Origin of the sequence: Maribacter litopenaei, assembly GCF_025244665.1 — a bacterium.
Classification (GTDB): domain Bacteria; phylum Bacteroidota; class Bacteroidia; order Flavobacteriales; family Flavobacteriaceae; genus Maribacter; species Maribacter litopenaei.
In genome coordinates, this window is sequence record NZ_CP104205.1 from 3,380,097 (window position 1) to 3,399,646 (window position 19,550).

The following is a 19,550-nucleotide window of genomic DNA, read 5'->3' on the forward strand; positions in this document are numbered from 1 at the left end:
ATTAATTAACTTGGGTAATTACATTCTTTAAAATATTCTTAAAGTGTTTTAAGAGACTTTTTCTTCCCTTACCTTTAGCGTTTACCCGATTAAACCCATCCGTCTAATGGCGAAAAATCATAGGAGAAAGCAACAAGCAAAGGTCATACGTATATTTAGAAAATTGCATCGCACAACGGGAGCCCTCCTATTCTTCTTTTTTTTGTTTATTTCTATAACTGGACTCCTTTTAGGCTGGAAAAAAAATAGCAGTGGACTTATCCTTGCAAAAACTGAGAAAGGTACATCAACGGAATTATCTGAGTGGCTACCATTAGATACATTGAAATTGACTGCCCTCAAAATTTTTAGAGATTCCATTTCATCAGAAACTTCGCTCGAAATCGATAGAATTGATGTGCGACCAGATAAAGGTGTTTTAAAATTCAAGTTTAAAGATAATTTCCATGGAATTCAATTAGATGGTGCCACCGGAGCTTTGTTAAAAATAGAAAACAGACGCTCTGATTTTATTGAACAAGTGCATGACGGTTCTATTTTGGATAGATATTTAGGTACTTCAAATGGTCAAATAAAACTTTTTTACACCTCTGTAATGGGCTTGTCGCTTTTACTTTTCAGTGTTACTGGTTTTTGGTTATGGTATGGACCAAAGCGGATGAAAAGAATATCAAAGAATTCATAATGCAAAAGGAATCGTATACCCTTGAGGAAGCGACTAGAAAGTTGGAAGGCTACTGTGCCTATCAGGATCGATGCCATAAAGAGGTTGTAAAAAAATTAAGGGACATGGGAATGATTCCAATCGCCATAGATACCATAATAGCCCACTTAATAAAAGAAAATTACCTCAATGAAGAACGGTTTGCTCAAAGTTTCGCAAGGGGAAAGTTCAACATCAAGAAATGGGGAAAAGGGCGAATTACTGCAGAATTAAAATTCCGGGAGATTTCCGGATTTAACATTCAAACCGCTCTTAAGGAAATCGAAGAGGCTCAATATTTAGAAACCTTTGATGCCCTTGCGAAAAAAAGATTAAGAGAAATCAAGGAGAAGGACATTCAAAAAAGAAAGAAAAAACTAGCTGATTATTTGCTTTACCGTGGATGGGAAAGTCATTTGGTCTATGACAAGGTAAATGAACTTATTACTTAGGACATAGACTATCCTGTTTTTAAAAAATTAGTTCCGGAGATAGCTCTTTTGTTCTTTTGATCAATCCATTTTTGCCCTTTAATTTTCCGCATCATCACATCAAAATGTCGCATAACAAGTACATTGTACAGTGCTTTCGCCAAATTTTTGGGATTTCTTGCAATAGCTCTTAGACTCATGGAAAAACCCGGAGTTGAGTATTTCATATAATGCCAGTATCCTTCGGGCATATACAATACCTCTCCATGTTTTAACTTAGTCCTAAATCCGTTCGCTTGCTTGAGAACTGGCCACATCTCATAATCTGGATTTGAAAAATCAATGCTCTCATGCGTAATCAATGAGTGAGGTACCTTATATAAATATTTGGTTTCTGACTGCGGAAAAAGAATACATTCCTTTTCGCCCTCAAAATGAAAGTGAAAAATATTTCCCAAATCAATATCATAATGCATGAAAGTATGCGAATTCTCACCCCCAAAGAACAACATAGGAAGTCCCTTCATGAGTTTGATCCCAAAATCAGGATATGAGAAGTCATTTTGTAGTTCACGGTACTTCCTTCAATATATTCCAAAGAAAAATACGGTATTTGGTAGGCTTGGATTTTAGCAACTCAATATATTCCGACATTTTCATTCTTGCATGCGGCTCATTGAATCCATCCTCATGTTGTACTGGCCTATCATCATATAGAGGAACTACCTTATCACCGGCAACACCCTTCATATAGTCCAAATTCCATTTGGTAAATGCAGGCCAGGCCTCAATGGCCCTTTGTATTACAACAGGCTTTTGGGGCTTGAAATAATTGGTTAAAAAATCTTCCTTGGAAATAGTTTCTACCCTTGGAATTTCTGTTAACTTCAAATCAATTTGGGTTTTAATAAGCCCCAAATTTAGTCAACAAAGGGAAGAAATTTTATTAAAATTGTGATAATGTAGGACTAGTCCGTCAATTTCACCTTCTGTTTGGCATCTTCATTACGCTCAATTTTATGTCCAGGTCCTGACCATTTTGGTTTTTCATCCAAAGATGTAAATTGAGATTCCGAAGCTTCGACTGTTTTAGGCTGTGATATCTTTGTAAAGGGCTTCTGTGGATTTAATCCTAAAAGTTTGAACATTTCCATATCCTCGTTTACGTCCGGGTTTGGGGTAGTCAATAGTTTGTCCCCAGCAAAAATGGAATTGGCTCCTGCGAAAAAGCACATAGCCTGGCCTTCCCTACTCATTTGTGTACGACCTGCGGATAATCTAACTTGGGTTTCAGGCATTACGATTCTTGTTGTTGCAACCATACGAATCATATCCCAAATGGGAATAGGATCCATATTCTCCATAGGGGTTCCTTCCACAGCTACCAAAGCATTAATAGGAACTGACTCCGGTTGAGGGTTTAAAGATGCCAAAGCTACCAACATTCCGGCCCGGTCTTCCAATTTTTCTCCCATACCTATAATACCTCCGCTACAAACGGTCACATTACTCTTTCGTACGTTATCTATGGTATCCAAGCGATCCTGAAAAGCTCGGGTTGAAATTACATCCTTGTAATAATCCTCAGACGTATCCAGATTATGGTTATAAGCGTACAAACCGGCTTCAGCTAACCTTTTTGCTTGATTTTCGGTGAGCATACCCAACGTACAGCAAACCTCCATATCCAGTTTATTGATGGTCCTAACCATTTCTAAAACTTGGTCGAACTCCGGACCATCCTTTACATTTCGCCATGCGGCACCCATACAGACCCTTGAACTTCCGGAAGCTTTGGCACGCAGGGCTTGGGCCTTTACATGTGACACTGTCATTAAATCGTTCCCTTCGATTTCGGTATGATATCTTGCCGCTTGAGGACAATACCCACAATCCTCAGGGCACCCTCCGGTTTTTATAGAAAGTAAGGTGGATACTTGAACCGTATTGGGGTCGTGATGTCTTCTATGAATGGTTGCCGCGTCATATAACAGTTCCATTAGCGGCCTATTGTAAATAGCCAAAATATCCTCCTTGATCCAATCATGTCTTACTTCGCTCATAAAATCACAGTTGTTTGTAGGTTTCAAAAATAGAAGAATAAGTTCAGAAAATATAATTGGATCCTAAACTTTAGAAAGTAATATGCTTACAGCATTTCCCCCAAAGCCCACAGCGTTTACCAAAACCTTTTTAATCTTTTTTGGTATAGTGGTATTTTTATAAAAAGGAACTTTAACCACTTCTTGGTGTTGCAACATGAGGACGGCCAATTCTATACTTAACATGCCTGAGGCCCCAAATGTGTGACCGATTTTCCATTTATTTGTCGTTAGAAAAGGGAGATCGCTACAAAATATTTTTTTTATGGCCTTTATTTCCGATTCATCACCTTTTAGGGTTCCTGGTGCATGCATGACGATGACATCTACCTCTTCCTTGGAAATGCCATTCAGAGCCATCGCCATGGATTTTTGAAAACATTGAGCATCGGCAGAAATAGATACGTTGTGTTCCAAAAGTTCCGTAGCATACCCAATGCCCTCAATTTCAGCCAAAGACCCTTGATGGATACCCTGCTCCAAACAAGCCACGGAAGCACCTTCACCCAACACCATGGTATTTCTTTTCTTACTTATATCCAACGCCCGGCATGGGTAGCTTGGGCTTACCTCGGCTGCGCTCGGCACAGATAGCTCAGCTATCTTAGTACCTCTTATATTTACAGAAGATGCATATATTTTTAAAGCTTTCATTTGAGCTATGGTGAAAGGTGTCAAAGGAGCTTCACTACCACCAACCAAAAATTTATCGGCCATACCGCTTCGTATCCATGCAACACCGTTCAACAAGGCATGCAATGCAGTGGAACAGGTAATGGAGTGTGAAAATTTCGGCCCCACCGTTCCCAAATCATGGGCAACCCAGGAAGCAATATTTCCCAAAGTAGTGGTCGGAGAAGTTAATGAGGCTGCTCTTTTATTCCTTAAAAATTCTTTATGGAAATTTTCGAACAAACGGGTAGCTCCTCTAGAGGAACCAATATTAATTCCAAAATTTGATGCTTCATCTTTTACGGATCAACCAGCCGATTTCACAGCTTTGCGCGAAGCATATATGGCATAAAGAACACTATTGTCCAGGTTTTTGTATTTGGAATCGGATTGCCTTAATGCCTCAATTTTTTGTGAAATAGTTTCGGGCAACCGACCTACCCAAGTACCATTCCATTCAAAATTCTCAAGAGTAAGCAAATGGCCCTCCTTTTGATAGTTTCGCCAAGTCTCTTCCAAGGAATCGCCCAATGGAGAAATTGAGGAGATGGAAGTTATTGAAATTTTCTCAGTAGACATGGCCATAGTTATAAGCTATCCAATAATTCAATTATCACCTCATAAATCTTTTGCAACTGACCATTGGTAATCACATAGGGTGGCAATACATATATCGTGTTCCCCAAGGGTCTTAAAAGAACACCTCGCTCCATGAAAAAACTATACAATTGGTCACGTAGATTTCCATATCGCTCTGTTTCCACGTTCAAATCGATAGCCAAAATCACTCCGATTGAACGGGCATTCAGCACTTTCTGGTGATTTTCAACCTTTGTAACAAAGGAATCGTGTACTGATGCTATATAATTTCTCCGCTCCACTATTTCACGGAGAATTCAGCAATTTAAGGCCCGCCAATGCAGCGGCACAACCTAGGGGGTGTGCACTATAGGTATGGGCGTGAAAAAAACCCTTTGAAATATCCTCGCTCAAAAAAGCATCGAAAATCTTTTGGGTACAACTTGTTATGCTCAAGGGAAATATTCCAGCGGTCAACGCCTTACTAAGGCAGAGGATATCAGGTTGATTCTGCAGATTTTCCGAAGCAAATATTTTCCCAGTCTTGCCAAAACCTGTCATTACCTCATCGGCTATGCAAAGTATGCCGTATTTTTGGCATATTTTAATGAGTTTATCCAGTCCTTCCGCAGAATGAAACTTCATTCCCGCAGCTCCCTGTACCAATGGTTCAAATACAAATGCCGCACATTTGTGACTTGAAACTATGGATTCCAGTTGGGATTGTACCATATCCAAATTGTCCTTTTGAGGCACCGGAATGCGCTCTACCTTTAACAAAAAATCTTCAAAAGGATCATTATACGAGGAGAGTCCCGAAGCACTCATTGCCCCAAATGTATCCCCATGAAAACCGTCCTCAAATGCGATTAGAGTGTCCCTCTTATCATTTTGATTAAAATGGTATTGCAAAGCCATTTTTATGGCGGCCTCTATTGCGGTGGAACCATTATCATTAAAAAAAAGCTTAGCTTGGTTTTTAGGCAATATGGCCATCAGCTCTTCGGATAGTCTTACGGCAGGTTCATGGGTAAACCCGCTGAACATGACAAAATCCAACAGCTGTACCTGTTCCGATATAGCCCTGGTAATATCCTTATGGCCATGGCCGTACATGGCCGTGTACCATGATGCAATGCCATCTATATACGATTTCCCTTCTTCGTCCCATAAAAGTGCCCCCTCGGCTTTAACAATACCTATTGGAGCTAAGGCCGTTTTGTGTTGTGTAAGCGGATGCCAAAGATGTTTTTTGTCCCGTTCAGATAGATTTCCCCCTTTCATAGAATTCAAGAATCCACAATTTATCTATCTTGCAAAGATGGGAAATAAAGTTAAACTTGTTAATGAATCTTAACGTCCTAAAGGAATCCTTTCTTGGTAATTCCCGATCAAACCATAAAGCCGTTTTTCTTTTGCTGACCGGAATTACATTTTTTATTAGGTTTCCCTTTTTCTTTAGGGATTATATTGATCGGGACGAAAGCACCTTTATCCTATTGGGTCAATCTTGGGTGGACGGTCACTTACCTTATACACAACTATGGGATTTAAAACCTCCTTTAACATTTGCATTTTTCTCAATTGTCATCTATCTATTTGGGAAAAGCTTTATTGCCATAAGGTTAATCGGGGCAATCCTGATTGCTTCAACTGCCTTTTTCAGTTTTAAAATCGCATCGAGAATAACCACTATTACCGTCGCTCTATGGTGTGGGATATTCTGTGTCGCCTTGCTCAGTTTGTTTGGAAGTCTTCAAGGGGTAATGTCAGAACATCTTTGCATGGCCTTCTTTGTACCATCTTTATACTTCATTATAGCAAAAAAAGGTCCCTATTGGCTCCTTCTTTCGGGTATATTTATGGGAATAGCTATTATGATAAAATTGAATATGGCCTATCCTGTTCTTTTTATTGGATTGTATTTGGCATTTGAGTATTTGAACAAACACAAAGCCGTTACATTTTGGGAGATTTTTACTTTTGGTCTAGGTATTTTATTGGTAATTGTCTTAACATTTTCCCCTTATTACTTGAGCAATCAGTTTGAGGTTTGGTGGAAGTCTGTCGTTTTGGCTTCTCTAGAATATAGTGAGGCAAGAAGGTTTTCACTTTTAAAATTAGCACCGACTTTTATCGCTGTGGCTCTATTGTTATTCTTTTGTTGGAAAAGGAATATTATCAAGTTCACAAACAGAACATCTCTTCTTTTACTTGTCTCTGTATGCGGAGTGCTTTTTTCCTTTTTTAAAGGTGGGAGGATCAATGGACATTATTTGATTCAGGTACATCCAATGCTCATTATATATTTTGGTATATTAATCCATCATCTGTACCATCAGTATAAAATTAGGATACCTGGGCTTCTCTTCTTTTTATTACTTCTTATTCCAATAGAGAGTTATCTCGGAATATGTCAATATTGTTAAGAACAAAATCGAGAGGGGAACATTTTTCAACGGGGAAGGCTTTACTGTTCCTAAATATATCACGGAAAACAAATTGGACACCAAGGACATTTTATTTTTTGGATACCATATTGGGTATTGGAACTTAGGTGTATTACCGCCAACATTGGCGGCGACCCACCCCAGCAACATTTGTAGGGACGAACTCTATCCGTTCTTTGACAACCCCGGAAAAGATTCCCTTGAGGAACTTCGTTTCATTATGGAAGAAATAAAACCAAAAACCATCGTAGTACGAAAAGGAAGACGGGTTTTTGACAAGGATGAAGTAGAAGAGAACGAGTATATAGATGCTTATTTATCTAAACATTACCAAGTTGAGGCCACAGTAGAAAAAGCAGAAATCTTACAAAGGTTAGAGGGTCTCTAAAACATGTTTGAACTTGCCAGCATATTTTGCAATAACCTCCTTGTCGAGTTTTGGTTCCTCATCGATCCTACCAATTAAAGGAACACCTGTCTTATGAAGGATGATTCTTTCTGTTTGGGGGTTTTCCTTTCCGTTGAACAATACGGAAACATCATACCCTTTATTCTGTAACCACCCTATTGTCAACAAGGTATGGTTGATGCTTCCCAAATAGTGTTTGGAAACCACTACTACTTTATATTCCGGCATAATGATGTCGAACATGGTATCCTCATCGTTTAATGGAACCAAAAGGCCCCCGGCACCTTCTATTACTAAATTTTTGTCCGTTGCCGGTTCATTAATATGGAAACGATCTATTTTAACCCCGTCGATTTCGGCAGCAGCATGTGGGCTCATAGCAGTTGTGAGCTCATAACTGCTGGGCATTATGGTCGTCTGGTCATTTGAAATAAGATTTTTAACGGTATCACTATCGGTTTGGTCTAAATCCCCTGATTGTATCGGCTTCCAATAATCAGCCTGAAGAGCCTCCGTAATAATTGCCGAAGCAACCGTTTTACCAACACCTGTGGAAATACCTGTAACAAAAATCTTTTGCATGCTTAATTAATTTATTTAATTCCTCTTTACAATCCCAATTAGCGAACAGTAGAAAACCGCTTATATTTTGAGCAAAGCCTTAAACTATTTAACTCTAAATTATCTTGTAATCATGCCACAATTTAGGCACTTATATTTTCTTTTCTCAAAAAAAGGAAAAAGTTTATAAAAAACTCCCTTCCTGTTATAATATACTTCAGATTTTGATGCCTTGCAATTGGGACACGTAATCGGGTTATCATTTTCGTCCAAAGCGTACGCCCTAACTTCGTTATAAATTTCAAGTGCCAAATCCTTATCCTGTGAATAGACCAATAATTTCACCCCACCAATGGCATTGCTGATCAAAGGATCAGAATTCAATGTATTCTCATCGCGAAGAAAAACAGGTATACCCTCTGATTCCAATTTACCTTTAAGGATTTGAACATCCGCCACATATTCAAAAGAAGCCAAGTGATAAAATTTATCCTTCATACATCACAAGTATTTTGCCAGTAATTGGACTATAAGACCTATTTCCTCTTTAGAGTTAAAACTATGAATACAGAAGCGCAAGCGTTCCTTTCCTTCAGGAACCGTAGGGGAAAGAATGGCCTTTACATTAAAGCCATCATCATTCAATTGTTTTGAAATCCTTTTTACGTTTTCATTACCGGGTATGATTACGGATTGTATTGCCGAACTACTATCGATTAAGCTGACACCGGCCTTTAGCTTTTTGGCTTGGATCTTAAAATATGCTATATTTTCCAAAAGTAGGGTTCGCTGTGTTGCACCTTCTTCAGCTAAAAATTCATAGGAAGATAGAATGCCGATAATATCATGCGGAGGCAACGCCGTAGTGTAAATCAAACTACGTGAAAAATTGATAAGATAATCCCTAAGGCCATTACTACCAAGTACTGCCGCACCGTGAACTCCAAGAGCCTTACCAAAAGTTACGATCCTGGCAAAAACATCCTTTTCCAGCCCCATTTCCTGAACCAATCCCAAACCCTTTTTGCCCATAACACCCACAGCGTGTGCCTCATCGACTACCAATCTATATCCTTCAGATACACAAAAAGAAACCAATTGTTTTAAATCAGGAGAGTCTCCATCCATAGAGAATACCGATTCAGTAACAATGTAAACTTCCGAGTCACCGTCCCCCGAAACCGTTTTTTGGATTTTCTCTTTTAAATCCGATAGGCTATTATGGTCAAACTTATAGCCTTTGGCATGGCTCATTTGTAACCCATCTCTAATACTGGCGTGAATGAATTCATCATAAAAGACAAAATCACCTCTTTGTGGCACACTGCCCAAAAAACCGATATTGGCATCGTATCCTGAATTAAAAACCAAGGCATTCTCTGAGTTATGGGTTTGTGCCAGCTTTAATTCCAAATCATGATAAAGAGAATGGTTTCCGGTTAACAATCTGGATCCCGTGGCCCCATTTTGGGTAATATTATGCTTCAATAATAATTGAAAAGTCTTGGAGAAAAGAATTTCGTTTCTTGCAAAACCCAAATAGTCGTTAGAAGAGAAATCAACCAATCCGGAAGGAACGCTCAACTGTCTTAGTGCACCATTACTTGCTCTCTCATCGAGCTTCTTTTTAAGTTTCTTGGGAAGGTCAATCATTCCATTTTATTTATAGCGCAATCTATCAAAAATCCAAAACAGAAAAATGAAATTTGTATCTATTTTTTATAGGAATGTAAGGTGTTGCCCTAACTATTATCGATATCTTATTTTATGAGTCATTTCGATCTTTAATTCAATAAACCGATTCTTAAATCTGTATATTTAAATCTATTGTTTATAAATCCTATTGTTTGATGAAATCTATTCAACTTTTACTTCTGCCCTTATTTGTAATTTCAATTTCCCGGGCGCAGACCAATAGTTATACCATTTCTTTTGAAAATGCCGTTCACCATGAAGCGTTCATTACAGCCACTTTTCCTGACATTTCTTCGGATACCATATCGGTACGTATGAGCAGGACTTCCCCCGGTAGATATGCGTTACATGAATTTGCGAAGAATGTCTATGGGTTTAAAGCGTATGATAGTAAGGGAAATGTATTGGAGGTGTTTAGACCAGATCCATACCAGTGGCAAGTATATGGCCATGACGGTACCGTAAAAATTGAATATGTATTATTTGCCAACCGCGGTGATGGTACTTACTCCCAGGTTGACGAAACCCATGCCCATTTGAATATTCCGGCCACTTTTATGTATGCTCCAAATTTAGCAGAGAGAACTATCGAAGTTACCTTTGACGTCAGGAAGGATTTGAATTGGAAAGTAGCCACTCAATTGCCCATAGTATCCGGTACCACTTACATGGCGCCTAATTTGCAGTATTTTATGGACAGCCCAACTGAAATAAGTGATTACGGCCTTAGGGAGTTTGATGTTGATGGACAAACCGTACAATTGATCCTACATCATAATGGTACCGAAGATGAACTGGACACCTATTTTGCAAAAGTTAAAAAGGTGGTCCTCGCTGAAAAAGAAGTGTATGGGGAATTGCCGGATTTCGATTATGGTCGCTATACGTTTTTAGCCTGTTATATTCCCAATGCTTCAGGGGATGGTATGGAACATAGAAACTCTACCATTCTTACAAGTACCGGAAGTTTGGATAATGGAGGCATGGAAGGCAACATAGGCACAGTCTCCCATGAGTTTTTCCATGCTTGGAACGTAGAAAGAATACGGCCGAGGAGTTTGGAACCTTTTAACTTCACAGAAGCAAATATGAGCGGGGCTTTATGGTTTGCAGAGGGTTTTACCAGTTACTATACCAATCTCATATTATGTAGGGCCGGTTTAATCTCCGCGGAAAAATATATTGAGGGACTGTCAGGTACCTTCAATTATGTTTGGAATTCCCCTGCCACACAATTTTTCAACCCTATTGAAATGAGCTTCCAAGCACCCTTTGTAGATGCAGCAACTTCCGTTGATCCGGTCAATAGGGAAAATATGTTCATATCTTATTACTCTTATGGAAGTGTATTAGGATTGGCCTTAGATCTTGCCCTACGTGAAAAAGGGCTGAACCTGGATGATTATATGAAACTCGTTTGGTCAACATATGGCAAAACCCAAACTCCTTACAAAATTGAAGATTTACACAATACCTTGAAGGTCTATGCGGGTAACTCCTTTGGGAACAACTTCTTCAACAACTATATTTATAAGAGCGAAAGACCAGAGTATCAAAAGCTTTTTGAAACGGTAGGAGTAAGCCTTGTTAGAGATCCAGCTAGCACATATTTAGGTGTTGCCGCCACTCTTGATGGGGACGGAAATGGCGAAATTAAGTCCAATCCCAAAATAGGAAGTCCCGCTTATATTGCTAATTTGGACAAAGGGGATGTGATTACCGCCATCAATGGAGAAGCATTTCCGGGTGGAAATCAATTGGATAATTATCTATCCCAATTTAAACCGGGAGATGTGTTAAAAATCTCTTTTGAGCGCTTTGGAGTCTCCAAAAGTACCGAAGTTCAATTAAGTTCTAGTCCAATGTATACTATTCAACCCACGGAAAAACATGGAAAAGAATTGAGCAAAAAACAAATCGATACTAGAAAGGACTGGTTAAAGTTGGAATAAATGGAAATAAAGTATTGTCGAGCCACCTCGGATTTCGAGTTAAATGGCATCTTGGCACTTCAACAAAAAAATGCAACTAGCTCCCTTTCTGATGATGAAAGATTAAAAGAAGGGTTTATAACCGTAATCCATTCTTTCGATTTGTTAAAGCGGATGAATGCAGATTGTCAACATATCATTGCAAAGGACGATGATGTAGTAATTGGCTATGCCCTCTGTATGACCCGAAAATTTAGCATCGATATTCCCCTGCTTGCCCCTATGTTTGAAACAGCGGATATCCTCATAACTGGAAAAAAGTACTTGGCCATGGGGCAAATCTGTGTTGCCAAGGAGTTTAGGGCGAAAGGAGTATTTAGAGGTCTGTATTCGTTTTATAGAGAAGAACTTCAACAAAATTATGATGGCCTAATTACCGAAGTGGCTACCAGCAACCAACGTTCTTTAAACGCCCATTTGAGCGTTGGGTTTGAAATTTTACAAACCCATATATCCGAGGATATTTCTTGGGAACTGGTTTACTGGGATTGGAATTAAATTTTCTTTTTACAATATTTAATTATTGTTTTTCAATAATTTTTATATATTTAGATATTATTAATCAATCCTTATAGAAGATGAAAATGTTCAGTCCAAAATCACTGTCATACTATTTGTTTTATGTTGCTAGAGTCTCCACTTTTCTCAGTTTAGCACTGATTTGTTTTATATTACTTTCACTGGCTACGAATAATTATGAAACAGTCGATGGACAATTTCAAATTGCACTTCCTTTATTACCAGAAACCTACATAAAGGGATTTTTCGATTCTAAGATTGTAATAACCATTACATTAGCCATGCTATTTTTCTGTGTCTTTTTCTATCTGCTCTCTAATATCCTTAAAACCTTTAAGGATGAAAATTATTTACGAAAAAAGCCATTAAACATCTGAAATATTTTGCCTTTCTTAATTTAGTGGTAGCTCCAGTACTATTTATTGTTATAGATTTCATCATTATAGGGAGACCCCACATTGGTAATATATATAATTATCTTCTGACATTCCTATTAGGTATTTTTTTGCTATTTATTGCAGCTATATTTAATCAAGGGTATTTAGTGCAATCAGAAAACGATTTAACAATTTAGCATGGGAATCGTTGTAAACTTGGATGTGATGTTGGCCAAACGGAAAATGAAAAGCAAGGAACTCGCGGAAGCCATAGGAATCACAGAAGCCAATCTTTCCATATTGAAATCAGGGAAGGCAAAGGCGATTCGGTTTTCAACCCTCGAAGCAATCTGTAAGGAATTGGATTGTCAACCGGGGGATTTACTCGAGTATCAGGAATGAAAAAACCGTCCTCACCTCAATTTTTCTAAGTGACCGGACGGTTCTCCTATTTTTTAGTTTTAGTTTTTAATCCGCTAAAACTATTACTTTATTGTCCTTAAGTTCCACCGTACCACTGGAAATTTCTAAAACCGTGTTCCCATTCACATTCTTAGTAAATTTAGAGGCATACTCCTCCTCAATATTCATGTTACCTTGTACCTTCACCTTTCCTTCTTGCAAGAGGGAAACAATAGGGGCGTGGTTCTGTAACATACGGAACTCTCCGTTGATTCCAGGTACTGTTACAGAAGTTACTTCTCGAGAAAATAAAGTGGCCTCAGGGGATACTATTTCTAAATACATTTTTTTTAGTTATAAGTTTTAAGTTTTAAGTCAAAAGTCAAAGCATCCTAAACCTTGAACTAATAACTTACAACTAGTAACTGTTTACGCTTCGGCTAACATTTTCTCTCCGGCCTCAATAGCGTCCTCTATGGTTCCTTTTAAGTTAAAGGCCGATTCGGCAAGTGGTCCAATTCACCATCCATAATCATATTAAAGCCTTTGATAGCGTCCTTTATATCTACCAAAACCCCTGGGATACCTGTAAATTGCTCGGCTACATGGAACGGCTGGGAAAGGAAACGTTGTACACGTCTTGCCCTACCTACGGCCAATTTATCCTCTTCGGATAATTCCTCCATACCTAAAATGGCAATGATATCCTGTAGTTCCTTATAACGCTGCAACAACTCTTTTACGCGTTGCGCACATGCATAATGGTCTTTACCTAAAATTTCAGGTGTCAAAATCCTAGAAGTAGAATCCAATGGATCCACTGCGGGATAAATACCCAACTCTGCAATTTTTCTTGAAAGTACCGTATTGGCATCCAAGTGGGCAAAGGTTGTGGCAGGAGCAGGGTCCGTTAAGTCATCCGCAGGAACGTAAACCGCCTGTACAGATGTGATAGATCCTCTTTTCGTAGAAGTAATACGCTCTTGCATAGCACCCATCTCCGTGGCCAATGTTGGTTGATAACCCACAGCAGAAGGCATACGGCCTAATAATGCGGATACCTCGGAACCAGCCTGTGTAAAACGGAAAATATTATCCACAAAGAAAAGTACATCCTTACCTTGTCCCTCACCGGAGCCATCCCTAAAATATTCTGCGATGGTCAAACCAGGAAAGTGCTACACGTGCACGTGCTCCTGGTGGTTCGTTCATCTGTCCAAAAACAAACGTTGCTTTGGAATCCTTCATCGCTTTCTTATCTACTTTGGATAAATCCCAACCTCCATTCTCCATAGAATGCATGAAGTCCTCACCATACTTGATAATACCGGACTCCAACATTTCGCGAAGCAAGTCGTTCCCTTCCCTAGTTCTTTCACCTACACCAGCAAAAACAGAAAGACCACCGTGTCCTTTGGCTATGTTATTGATCAATTCCTGAATCAAAACCGTTTTACCAACACCGGCACCACCAAAAAGACCAATTTTACCACCTTTTGCATAAGGTTCGATCAAATCAATTACTTTAATTCCTGTAAACAATACCTCTGTAGAAGTGGAAAGGTCTTCAAACTCAGGAGCTTCCCTATGAATTGGAAGACCATCCTTACCATCCTTGGGCAAATTCCCCAAACCGTCAATGGCATCCCCAATAACATTAAACAGACGACCATAAACGTCATCCCCTATAGGCATTTGTATCGCAGCACCAGTAGCAACTACTTCAGTTCCCCTGCTTAATCCATCGGTAGAATCCATGGAAATGGTCCTGACAGTATTTTCACCAACATGTGACTGAACTTCCAAAACCAATTTTGAATTGTCCTTATTGGTTATCTCCAATGAATCATAGATTTTAGGAAGATCTTCTCCCGACTGAAATTCTACATCAACCACTGGTCCAATGATTTGCGAAACTTTACCTGTAACTTTTGACATTACTATTCTGTTTATATATTACTTTAAAAATATCTTAAAAAAAGCTCTGATTTTCAGGCTGCAAAGATATGTCTTTCCGTTTTAAACAAAAATTGTTTTTTCAGGTTTTTTACAAAACAAAAAAGATGCACTAAAATGCATCTTTTTGTTACTTTTCATCTTCCTTCTTATTGAAGAGTGGGTGAAAAATTGGTTGGATAATCACCAACGTTCACCAAGTTTCCAGATTCTTCGAAATTGGAACCATAGGTAGCATCAATAGCCTTCATAAATTCGTTTGCCAAAAGGGCATATCCTCTTGCTGTTGGATGAACCCCATCCAAGGAAAAGGCGCTCCCTACTACCAAATTAGATGTCAAGGTAAAATCTCCACTGGTAATTCCCCCATTGGCCAATTGCTCCAATAAACTATTTGCATCTACAAAGGCGAGTCCTGCCTGGCTTGCCGAAGCCGAGATTATCCGGTTAAAAGCGTCCGTTGCATTTGCTATCTCGGTTTGTTCCTCCGGTGTCAAAACCCATTTATCTTCTAATGGCAAACTAATACCTTCTACGGAAAACTGTCCTGCCAAGGTGGCGGATAAGCCTTGTCCTACCAAGGCACCTGCTGCTTCCATGTTAACGGTACCGATTACATTGCTACTTGGTAAAACGAATAGATCCTCAGCCGTTGCCTGTCTTGCCTGACCATAGGTAGCACCTAAAAGGCCTGCAACTAGTGGTGCTGCCTCTGCGGGTAAACCAAATTGCTGAACGAATATTGGAAAACCAGGATTGGCATTTAGAGCCCCTGTAATCCGGGCGGAAAAATCTGTTAGGTCCTCATCCTTAATAACAACGGCACTAGCCTCTGTAGTTGAAAATGTAATAATTCTTTCTGTAGCCCCCAATGCGGTGAAAATTTGATTTAAGGCACCAAAAATGGTATTCAAGGTTGGAATTTGAGCCGCAAAATCAGGATTAGTAGGATCCAAGGGATTATAAGGAACCGTAGTGAAATGAGGTATGCTAGTCACATCGGGAATGTTTGCGACTACACCCTGGGCACCCCCTGATGTCAACGTCTGTATAAGTGCGCCATAACTGCCATCAAAGCCAGCACCTGGAGCACCATTTACCGGGGTTATAGGGTTCGAGCCATCACCTCCCGATAAGGCATATCCCAAAACATCATTATTTCCTATCCAAAGGGAAAAAAATGTTGGGGATTGGCTTACTGCCATCTCCAAAACACTGATATTTGGTGTGGAGCCCGTCATTCTTACAAAATATGGATTTGCCAATCCCGGAGATACATTTGCCAAATTTCCATAACCCGGGGCCAACAGATGAAAGCTTTTGGCACCAGGACCCCTAAATTATTAAAAGGTCCGGAAGGATTGTTCAAAACAATATCCGTGCCTACGGTTATAGGCCCTATGAGGGACTCAAGAGGTACCGGTCCAGCTCCTCCAAAAACCAATCTTGGGTCTTGGATTCTGTCACCACCCACTGCCAATCCTCCATAGTTATCACTGGTTAAAGGCTGTACAAAATTACCTCCTCCCACAAGTGCAAACTTTTGCGAAAGAATATTGGGTAATGAAAAGTTTTGGCCGGCTTGAAATAGAGCTCCATCAGTAAAGCCAGCCGTTAAAGAGTTTCCTAAGGAAATGTAATTTGAAAAATTTGCAGACCCTGCTGTAAGTTCCACTTGTACTTCAGCTTCAACAACTGGATCTAAATCTACATCCTCAGGGTCATTACAATTGGTAAAGACCAATAAAAGTGAGGATAAAAAAATATAGTTTATTTTTCTCATTTTTAAACGGAGTTTAAATTTCATTTTTAGTTGTTGATTGTCCATGATAGATAGTACATAGACCCAATAAATCCTGTTCCGAACGCCGTAAAGTATTCATCTCCCAATAAATTATTGCCCCCAATCTTGAAGGTAGATTTGATGCTAGGTACGGAATAATTTATTTGTGCGTCCACTACATGGAATTACGGGATAACCCCATTTCCAAAAGTAGCCTCCCAGTAATAATCGTCACTAAATCTATAATTTACATTGAACCCAAAGTTCTTGAATAGCTCAGCGTGACCAAAAGAAGCCTTAAATTGATGTTCGGGAGTATTAAAACCTACTTGAAAATCAGGATTCGCCACCCTATCAAAATCTAACTTAGCATAGGTATAGCTTCCGCTCAAATCAAAATCTCCTAAGACTTTCGCTGTAAGTCCTAAAGACGCACCATAAGAGTTGATGTCGACTTCCGAATTGGTATAGGCCTGATATGTTTGAAAATCCCCGTTGGAAATAGCCGCAACGGACAAAGCACCATCACCAACTGTCCCATAATAAGGGGCAATCACTGCCTCCGGTGCTAAAAAGTTACTATAGCTATTGTAATATGTGCTAAAATCAATAATCAATTTTTTGACCTTACCCCTATAGCCCAATTCCACGGAGGTAACTTGTTCCGGCTGGACTACATCAGGATTTGCAACTTCCAAATCCGCCGGATTGCCTGTTTGTGACAACCTTTGTACAGATTCCACTGTATAGGAATTTTCGTAAGCAGCCCTACCTGTTTGCTCAATACTGGAGGGTTGACCCAATAGTTGGCCACCTCCACTTACTTGAAATGTTCTACTATATCTGTCCAAATTGTCCGGAGCGGCACCTACTAAAATCGCCCGACCAGCATCTAGACCGATAAAGAGATCCTGCGTTGTTGGGTTTCTGAAGCCCGTCCGGATAGAGGCTCTTATATTATGATCTCTGTTTAAAGAATAACCTGCCGAAAATCTAGGGGAGAAAAATCCATCAAAATATTCATTCTTGTCGTATCGTACTGAGGCAGTTAATTTTAAGCTTTGTTCATTCGCCAACTCTATCTTCTTTTGCATCCGGGTGTACAAACCAAATTCTGAGTATTCGATAGGGCCATCGGCATCTGTATAAATAGTTCCAAAAGAGTTTAGGCTATACTGTCTAAAAGAACCCCCTATTTGCACTTCTGCCCAATCCCATAGGTGTCCAAAATTATAATTGGCATCGGCATGATAGTATTTTGAAGCGTCCCTAAACTGAGAGCCTTGTGATAGATCTGGATTTTTGATTACCCTATTGAATGCTGATTGAAATTCAGGAGTTCCTGGCAAAAACCTTCCGGATTCAGCCTGTGCCCTAGCAGCAGCATGTGCCTGTTCATTTGTGGCTCCCGCCAAGGTTGCCTGAACATAGGTTCCTGTGTATTCACCGAACCAAGTATTATCATCTTTCCAAGCCCGGTTAATATTTATTCCGGTAAATACCATGTCGTAGGAGTCACCTGCCTTATCCGCCACCAAATAACCTCTCAGGAAAAAATTATCGTTCCTAAGTTCCAGTTTATGCTGTTCTTGAAAGAAATTCGCAATATTGTAACGGTTGGTCCCTTGATAAATGGTATTTCCTGTTCCTATTTTACCCACGTAGGAAAGCTCCAGGTTGTTACCTTCAATCGGCCTATAATAAAGCCCCCAATCGGATTTTATACTTCTTGCCGTATAATTGGTCAAATCACTTTCATTGTATCCCGTACGGCTTACCTCAACGGAAGGTACAATAGCATTGGCTCCCGCAGGAAGAATTCCCAATCCCTCCAAAGTGACCGCAACATCCTTAATATCGGTTGAAACTTCATCGCCGTACACATTGATCCCATCATAGTTCAAGGCATCCCTTGTACGCCCAGGAACGAATTTGTCCACCGTACTCGTGGCTGCCCAATCGGTACCATCCAAATATCCAAAATTCCACTTAATGGCGAACTTATCACTAAACTTATGCGCAGCTCGCACTCCCACATCGGTATATGAATTGTTTCCAGCAGCTTCTTGGGAAGTTACGCCTTGCTTTACGGAAACACTAATCCCTTGATAATCAAAAGGACTTTTACTTCTCATAAATAAAATACCGTTAAAAGCGTTGGCACCATAAAGTGCGGAAGAAGCACCAGGCAGAAGTTCTACACTGAGTACATCGGTCTCTATCATACCTACTAGGTTACCAATTGGAAAGTTCAAAGCAGGAGTAGAATTATCCATACCATCCACCAATTGCATGAATCTGGTATTCGCAAAGGTTGCAAATCCTCTTGTATTGACCGATTTAAACGTTAAACTATTGGTATTTACGTCTACGCCCTTAAGATTCTCCAAACCACTATAAAAATCAGCTGAGGCTGTATTTTTGATAGTCTCGATACCCATTCTTTCAACCGTAACAGGGGATTCAAAAATTCTTTCCGGCGTTCTTGACGCGGAAATCACCACCTCATCCAAGAAGGTTTGGGCCTCGGACAAAACAACCCTAATTGTCTGGTTGTTAGAGGTAATGTTTTCGAGGCCATCAGAATATCCAATGCTCGTAATACTTAACTGAAATGGAGGAACTTCAGAGGTTTGTAATATGAAATTACCATCAAAATCGGTTGTGGTACCAATTGCCTTGCCAACAATGACAATGTTGGCACCGGGAATAGGTTCGCCATTCTGATCAACGACGTTTCCATTGATAGTTGTTTGTGCATAGCTCATTGCCCCAAACAAAATCAATGCTAACAGCAGTATTGTTCTCATTCTAAATTTGAGTTAAAATTTTTCGCAGTTGAAGATACAGATAATTTTATACCAAAAATAGGAATTTGAAAAAAATTATGCATGCATAGTATTATTTTGATAAAATTGAC

15 protein-coding genes and 5 pseudogenes are annotated in these 19,550 nt (G+C 39.5%); 8 read left to right on the top strand and 12 right to left on the bottom strand.

Annotation, left to right across the window (positions count from 1 at the left end; translation table 11 throughout):
* The first annotated feature begins 106 nt into the window (after nucleotides 1–106).
* Both NYZ99_RS18265 and NYZ99_RS18270 read left to right on the top strand, forming a co-directional pair.
* A complete protein-coding gene (locus tag NYZ99_RS18265) occupies nucleotides 107–685 on the top strand; it encodes a PepSY domain-containing protein (RefSeq protein ID WP_260572593.1) in 579 nt (192 codons plus the stop codon).
* Complete coding sequence (locus NYZ99_RS18270) at nucleotides 685–1,155, top strand: regulatory protein RecX (protein ID WP_260572594.1); 471 nt, start codon at nucleotides 685–687, stop codon at nucleotides 1,153–1,155. The genes NYZ99_RS18265 and NYZ99_RS18270 overlap by 1 nt, the downstream gene beginning before the upstream one ends.
* 8 nt (nucleotides 1,156–1,163) lie before the next feature.
* Here the strand turns inward: NYZ99_RS18270 and NYZ99_RS18275 are convergent.
* The 4 genes and pseudogenes from NYZ99_RS18275 to bioA all read right to left on the bottom strand — a co-directional run bounded on the left by NYZ99_RS18275 (nucleotide 1,164) and on the right by bioA (nucleotide 5,771).
* Nucleotides 1,164–2,025: pseudogene (locus tag NYZ99_RS18275) on the bottom strand (cupin-like domain-containing protein).
* Nucleotides 2,026–2,102: 77 nt separating this feature from the next.
* The gene (gene bioB, locus NYZ99_RS18280; RefSeq protein WP_260572595.1) at nucleotides 2,103–3,197 is read right to left on the bottom strand and encodes a biotin synthase BioB; all 1,095 of its coding nucleotides are present in this window, start codon (nucleotides 3,195–3,197) and stop codon (nucleotides 2,103–2,105) included.
* 63 nt (nucleotides 3,198–3,260) lie between these two features.
* Nucleotides 3,261–4,487: pseudogene (locus NYZ99_RS18285) on the bottom strand (beta-ketoacyl synthase N-terminal-like domain-containing protein).
* Between the two features lie 8 nt (nucleotides 4,488–4,495).
* A pseudogene (bioA, locus tag NYZ99_RS18290) lies at nucleotides 4,496–5,771 on the bottom strand (adenosylmethionine--8-amino-7-oxononanoate transaminase).
* A 62-nt stretch (nucleotides 5,772–5,833) separates the two neighbouring features.
* Here bioA and NYZ99_RS18295 point away from each other — a divergent pair.
* Both NYZ99_RS18295 and NYZ99_RS18300 read left to right on the top strand, forming a co-directional pair.
* On the top strand, nucleotides 5,834–6,916 hold the full coding sequence (locus tag NYZ99_RS18295; protein WP_260572596.1) for an ArnT family glycosyltransferase: 1,083 nt from the start codon (nucleotides 5,834–5,836) through the stop codon (nucleotides 6,914–6,916).
* A 73-nt stretch (nucleotides 6,917–6,989) separates the two neighbouring features.
* A complete protein-coding gene (locus tag NYZ99_RS18300; protein WP_260572597.1) occupies nucleotides 6,990–7,325 on the top strand; it encodes a hypothetical protein in 336 nt (111 codons plus the stop codon).
* Here NYZ99_RS18300 and bioD read toward each other — a convergent pair.
* The 3 genes from bioD to NYZ99_RS18315 all read right to left on the bottom strand — a co-directional run bounded on the left by bioD (nucleotide 7,311) and on the right by NYZ99_RS18315 (nucleotide 9,560).
* Nucleotides 7,311–7,928: a dethiobiotin synthase gene (gene bioD, locus NYZ99_RS18305; RefSeq protein WP_260572598.1), complete on the bottom strand. Its 618-nt coding sequence runs from the start codon at nucleotides 7,926–7,928 to the stop codon at nucleotides 7,311–7,313. The two genes, NYZ99_RS18300 and bioD, sit on opposite strands and share 15 nt — an antisense overlap.
* A 99-nt stretch (nucleotides 7,929–8,027) precedes the next feature.
* Entirely contained in the window at nucleotides 8,028–8,405 is a 378-nt protein-coding gene (locus NYZ99_RS18310; RefSeq protein ID WP_260572599.1) for a putative signal transducing protein, read from the bottom strand.
* A gap of 3 nt (nucleotides 8,406–8,408) precedes the next feature.
* Nucleotides 8,409–9,560, bottom strand: coding sequence for an aminotransferase class I/II-fold pyridoxal phosphate-dependent enzyme (locus tag NYZ99_RS18315; RefSeq protein WP_260572600.1), 1,152 nt, complete (start codon nucleotides 9,558–9,560; stop codon nucleotides 8,409–8,411).
* Between the two features lie 197 nt (nucleotides 9,561–9,757).
* Here NYZ99_RS18315 and NYZ99_RS18320 point away from each other — a divergent pair, with 197 nt between their 5' ends.
* From NYZ99_RS18320 to NYZ99_RS18330, 4 genes are all read left to right on the top strand, one after another.
* The gene (locus NYZ99_RS18320; protein ID WP_260572601.1) at nucleotides 9,758–11,554 is read left to right on the top strand and encodes a M61 family metallopeptidase; all 1,797 of its coding nucleotides are present in this window, start codon (nucleotides 9,758–9,760) and stop codon (nucleotides 11,552–11,554) included.
* Nucleotides 11,555–12,091, top strand: coding sequence for a GNAT family N-acetyltransferase (locus NYZ99_RS18325; protein WP_260572602.1), 537 nt, complete (start codon nucleotides 11,555–11,557; stop codon nucleotides 12,089–12,091).
* A gap of 421 nt (nucleotides 12,092–12,512) precedes the next feature.
* A complete protein-coding gene (locus NYZ99_RS23070) occupies nucleotides 12,513–12,686 on the top strand; it encodes a hypothetical protein (protein ID WP_420845145.1) in 174 nt (57 codons plus the stop codon).
* A gap of 1 nt (nucleotide 12,687) precedes the next feature.
* Nucleotides 12,688–12,891, top strand: coding sequence for a helix-turn-helix domain-containing protein (locus NYZ99_RS18330; protein WP_260572603.1), 204 nt, complete (start codon nucleotides 12,688–12,690; stop codon nucleotides 12,889–12,891).
* A gap of 66 nt (nucleotides 12,892–12,957) precedes the next feature.
* Here NYZ99_RS18330 and NYZ99_RS18335 read toward each other — a convergent pair whose 3' ends face one another.
* From NYZ99_RS18335 to NYZ99_RS18350, 5 genes and pseudogenes are all read right to left on the bottom strand, one after another.
* The gene (locus tag NYZ99_RS18335) at nucleotides 12,958–13,236 is read right to left on the bottom strand and encodes a F0F1 ATP synthase subunit delta/epsilon (protein WP_260572604.1); all 279 of its coding nucleotides are present in this window, start codon (nucleotides 13,234–13,236) and stop codon (nucleotides 12,958–12,960) included.
* Nucleotides 13,237–13,320: 84 nt separating this feature from the next.
* Nucleotides 13,321–14,829, bottom strand: a pseudogene (gene atpD, locus NYZ99_RS18340) (F0F1 ATP synthase subunit beta).
* 167 nt (nucleotides 14,830–14,996) lie between these two features.
* Nucleotides 14,997–16,088, bottom strand: coding sequence for an SGNH/GDSL hydrolase family protein (locus tag NYZ99_RS18345; protein WP_338039122.1), 1,092 nt, complete (start codon nucleotides 16,086–16,088; stop codon nucleotides 14,997–14,999).
* Nucleotides 16,089–16,090: 2 nt separating this feature from the next.
* Complete coding sequence (locus NYZ99_RS22390; protein WP_338039123.1) at nucleotides 16,091–16,630, bottom strand: hypothetical protein; 540 nt, start codon at nucleotides 16,628–16,630, stop codon at nucleotides 16,091–16,093.
* Between the two features lie 26 nt (nucleotides 16,631–16,656).
* Nucleotides 16,657–19,440, bottom strand: a pseudogene (locus NYZ99_RS18350) (TonB-dependent receptor).
* Between the last annotated feature and the right edge of the window lie 110 nt (nucleotides 19,441–19,550).

Excerpts from the sequence above, each read along its gene's own strand:
- bioB (WP_260572595.1), bottom strand. The coding sequence starts at position 3,197 with ATGAGCGAAGTAAGACATGATTGGATCAAGGAGGATATTTTGGCTATT.
- NYZ99_RS18310 (WP_260572599.1), bottom strand. The coding sequence starts at position 8,405 with ATGAAGGATAAATTTTATCACTTGGCTTCTTTTGAATATGTGGCGGAT.
- NYZ99_RS18345 (WP_338039122.1), bottom strand. The coding sequence starts at position 16,088 with ATGACGGGCTCCACACCAAATATCAGTGTTTTGGAGATGGCAGTAAGC.
- NYZ99_RS18270 (WP_260572594.1), top strand. The coding sequence starts at position 685 with ATGCAAAAGGAATCGTATACCCTTGAGGAAGCGACTAGAAAGTTGGAA.
- NYZ99_RS18315 (WP_260572600.1), bottom strand. The coding sequence starts at position 9,560 with ATGATTGACCTTCCCAAGAAACTTAAAAAGAAGCTCGATGAGAGAGCA.
- NYZ99_RS22390 (WP_338039123.1), bottom strand. The coding sequence starts at position 16,630 with ATGAGAAAAATAAACTATATTTTTTTATCCTCACTTTTATTGGTCTTT.
- NYZ99_RS18295 (WP_260572596.1), top strand. The coding sequence starts at position 5,834 with ATGAATCTTAACGTCCTAAAGGAATCCTTTCTTGGTAATTCCCGATCA.
- bioD (WP_260572598.1), bottom strand. The coding sequence starts at position 7,928 with ATGCAAAAGATTTTTGTTACAGGTATTTCCACAGGTGTTGGTAAAACG.
- NYZ99_RS18320 (WP_260572601.1), top strand. The coding sequence starts at position 9,758 with ATGAAATCTATTCAACTTTTACTTCTGCCCTTATTTGTAATTTCAATT.
- NYZ99_RS18335 (WP_260572604.1), bottom strand. The coding sequence starts at position 13,236 with ATGTATTTAGAAATAGTATCCCCTGAGGCCACTTTATTTTCTCGAGAA.
- NYZ99_RS18325 (WP_260572602.1), top strand. The coding sequence starts at position 11,555 with ATGGAAATAAAGTATTGTCGAGCCACCTCGGATTTCGAGTTAAATGGC.
- NYZ99_RS18265 (WP_260572593.1), top strand. The coding sequence starts at position 107 with ATGGCGAAAAATCATAGGAGAAAGCAACAAGCAAAGGTCATACGTATA.
- NYZ99_RS18330 (WP_260572603.1), top strand. The coding sequence starts at position 12,688 with ATGGGAATCGTTGTAAACTTGGATGTGATGTTGGCCAAACGGAAAATG.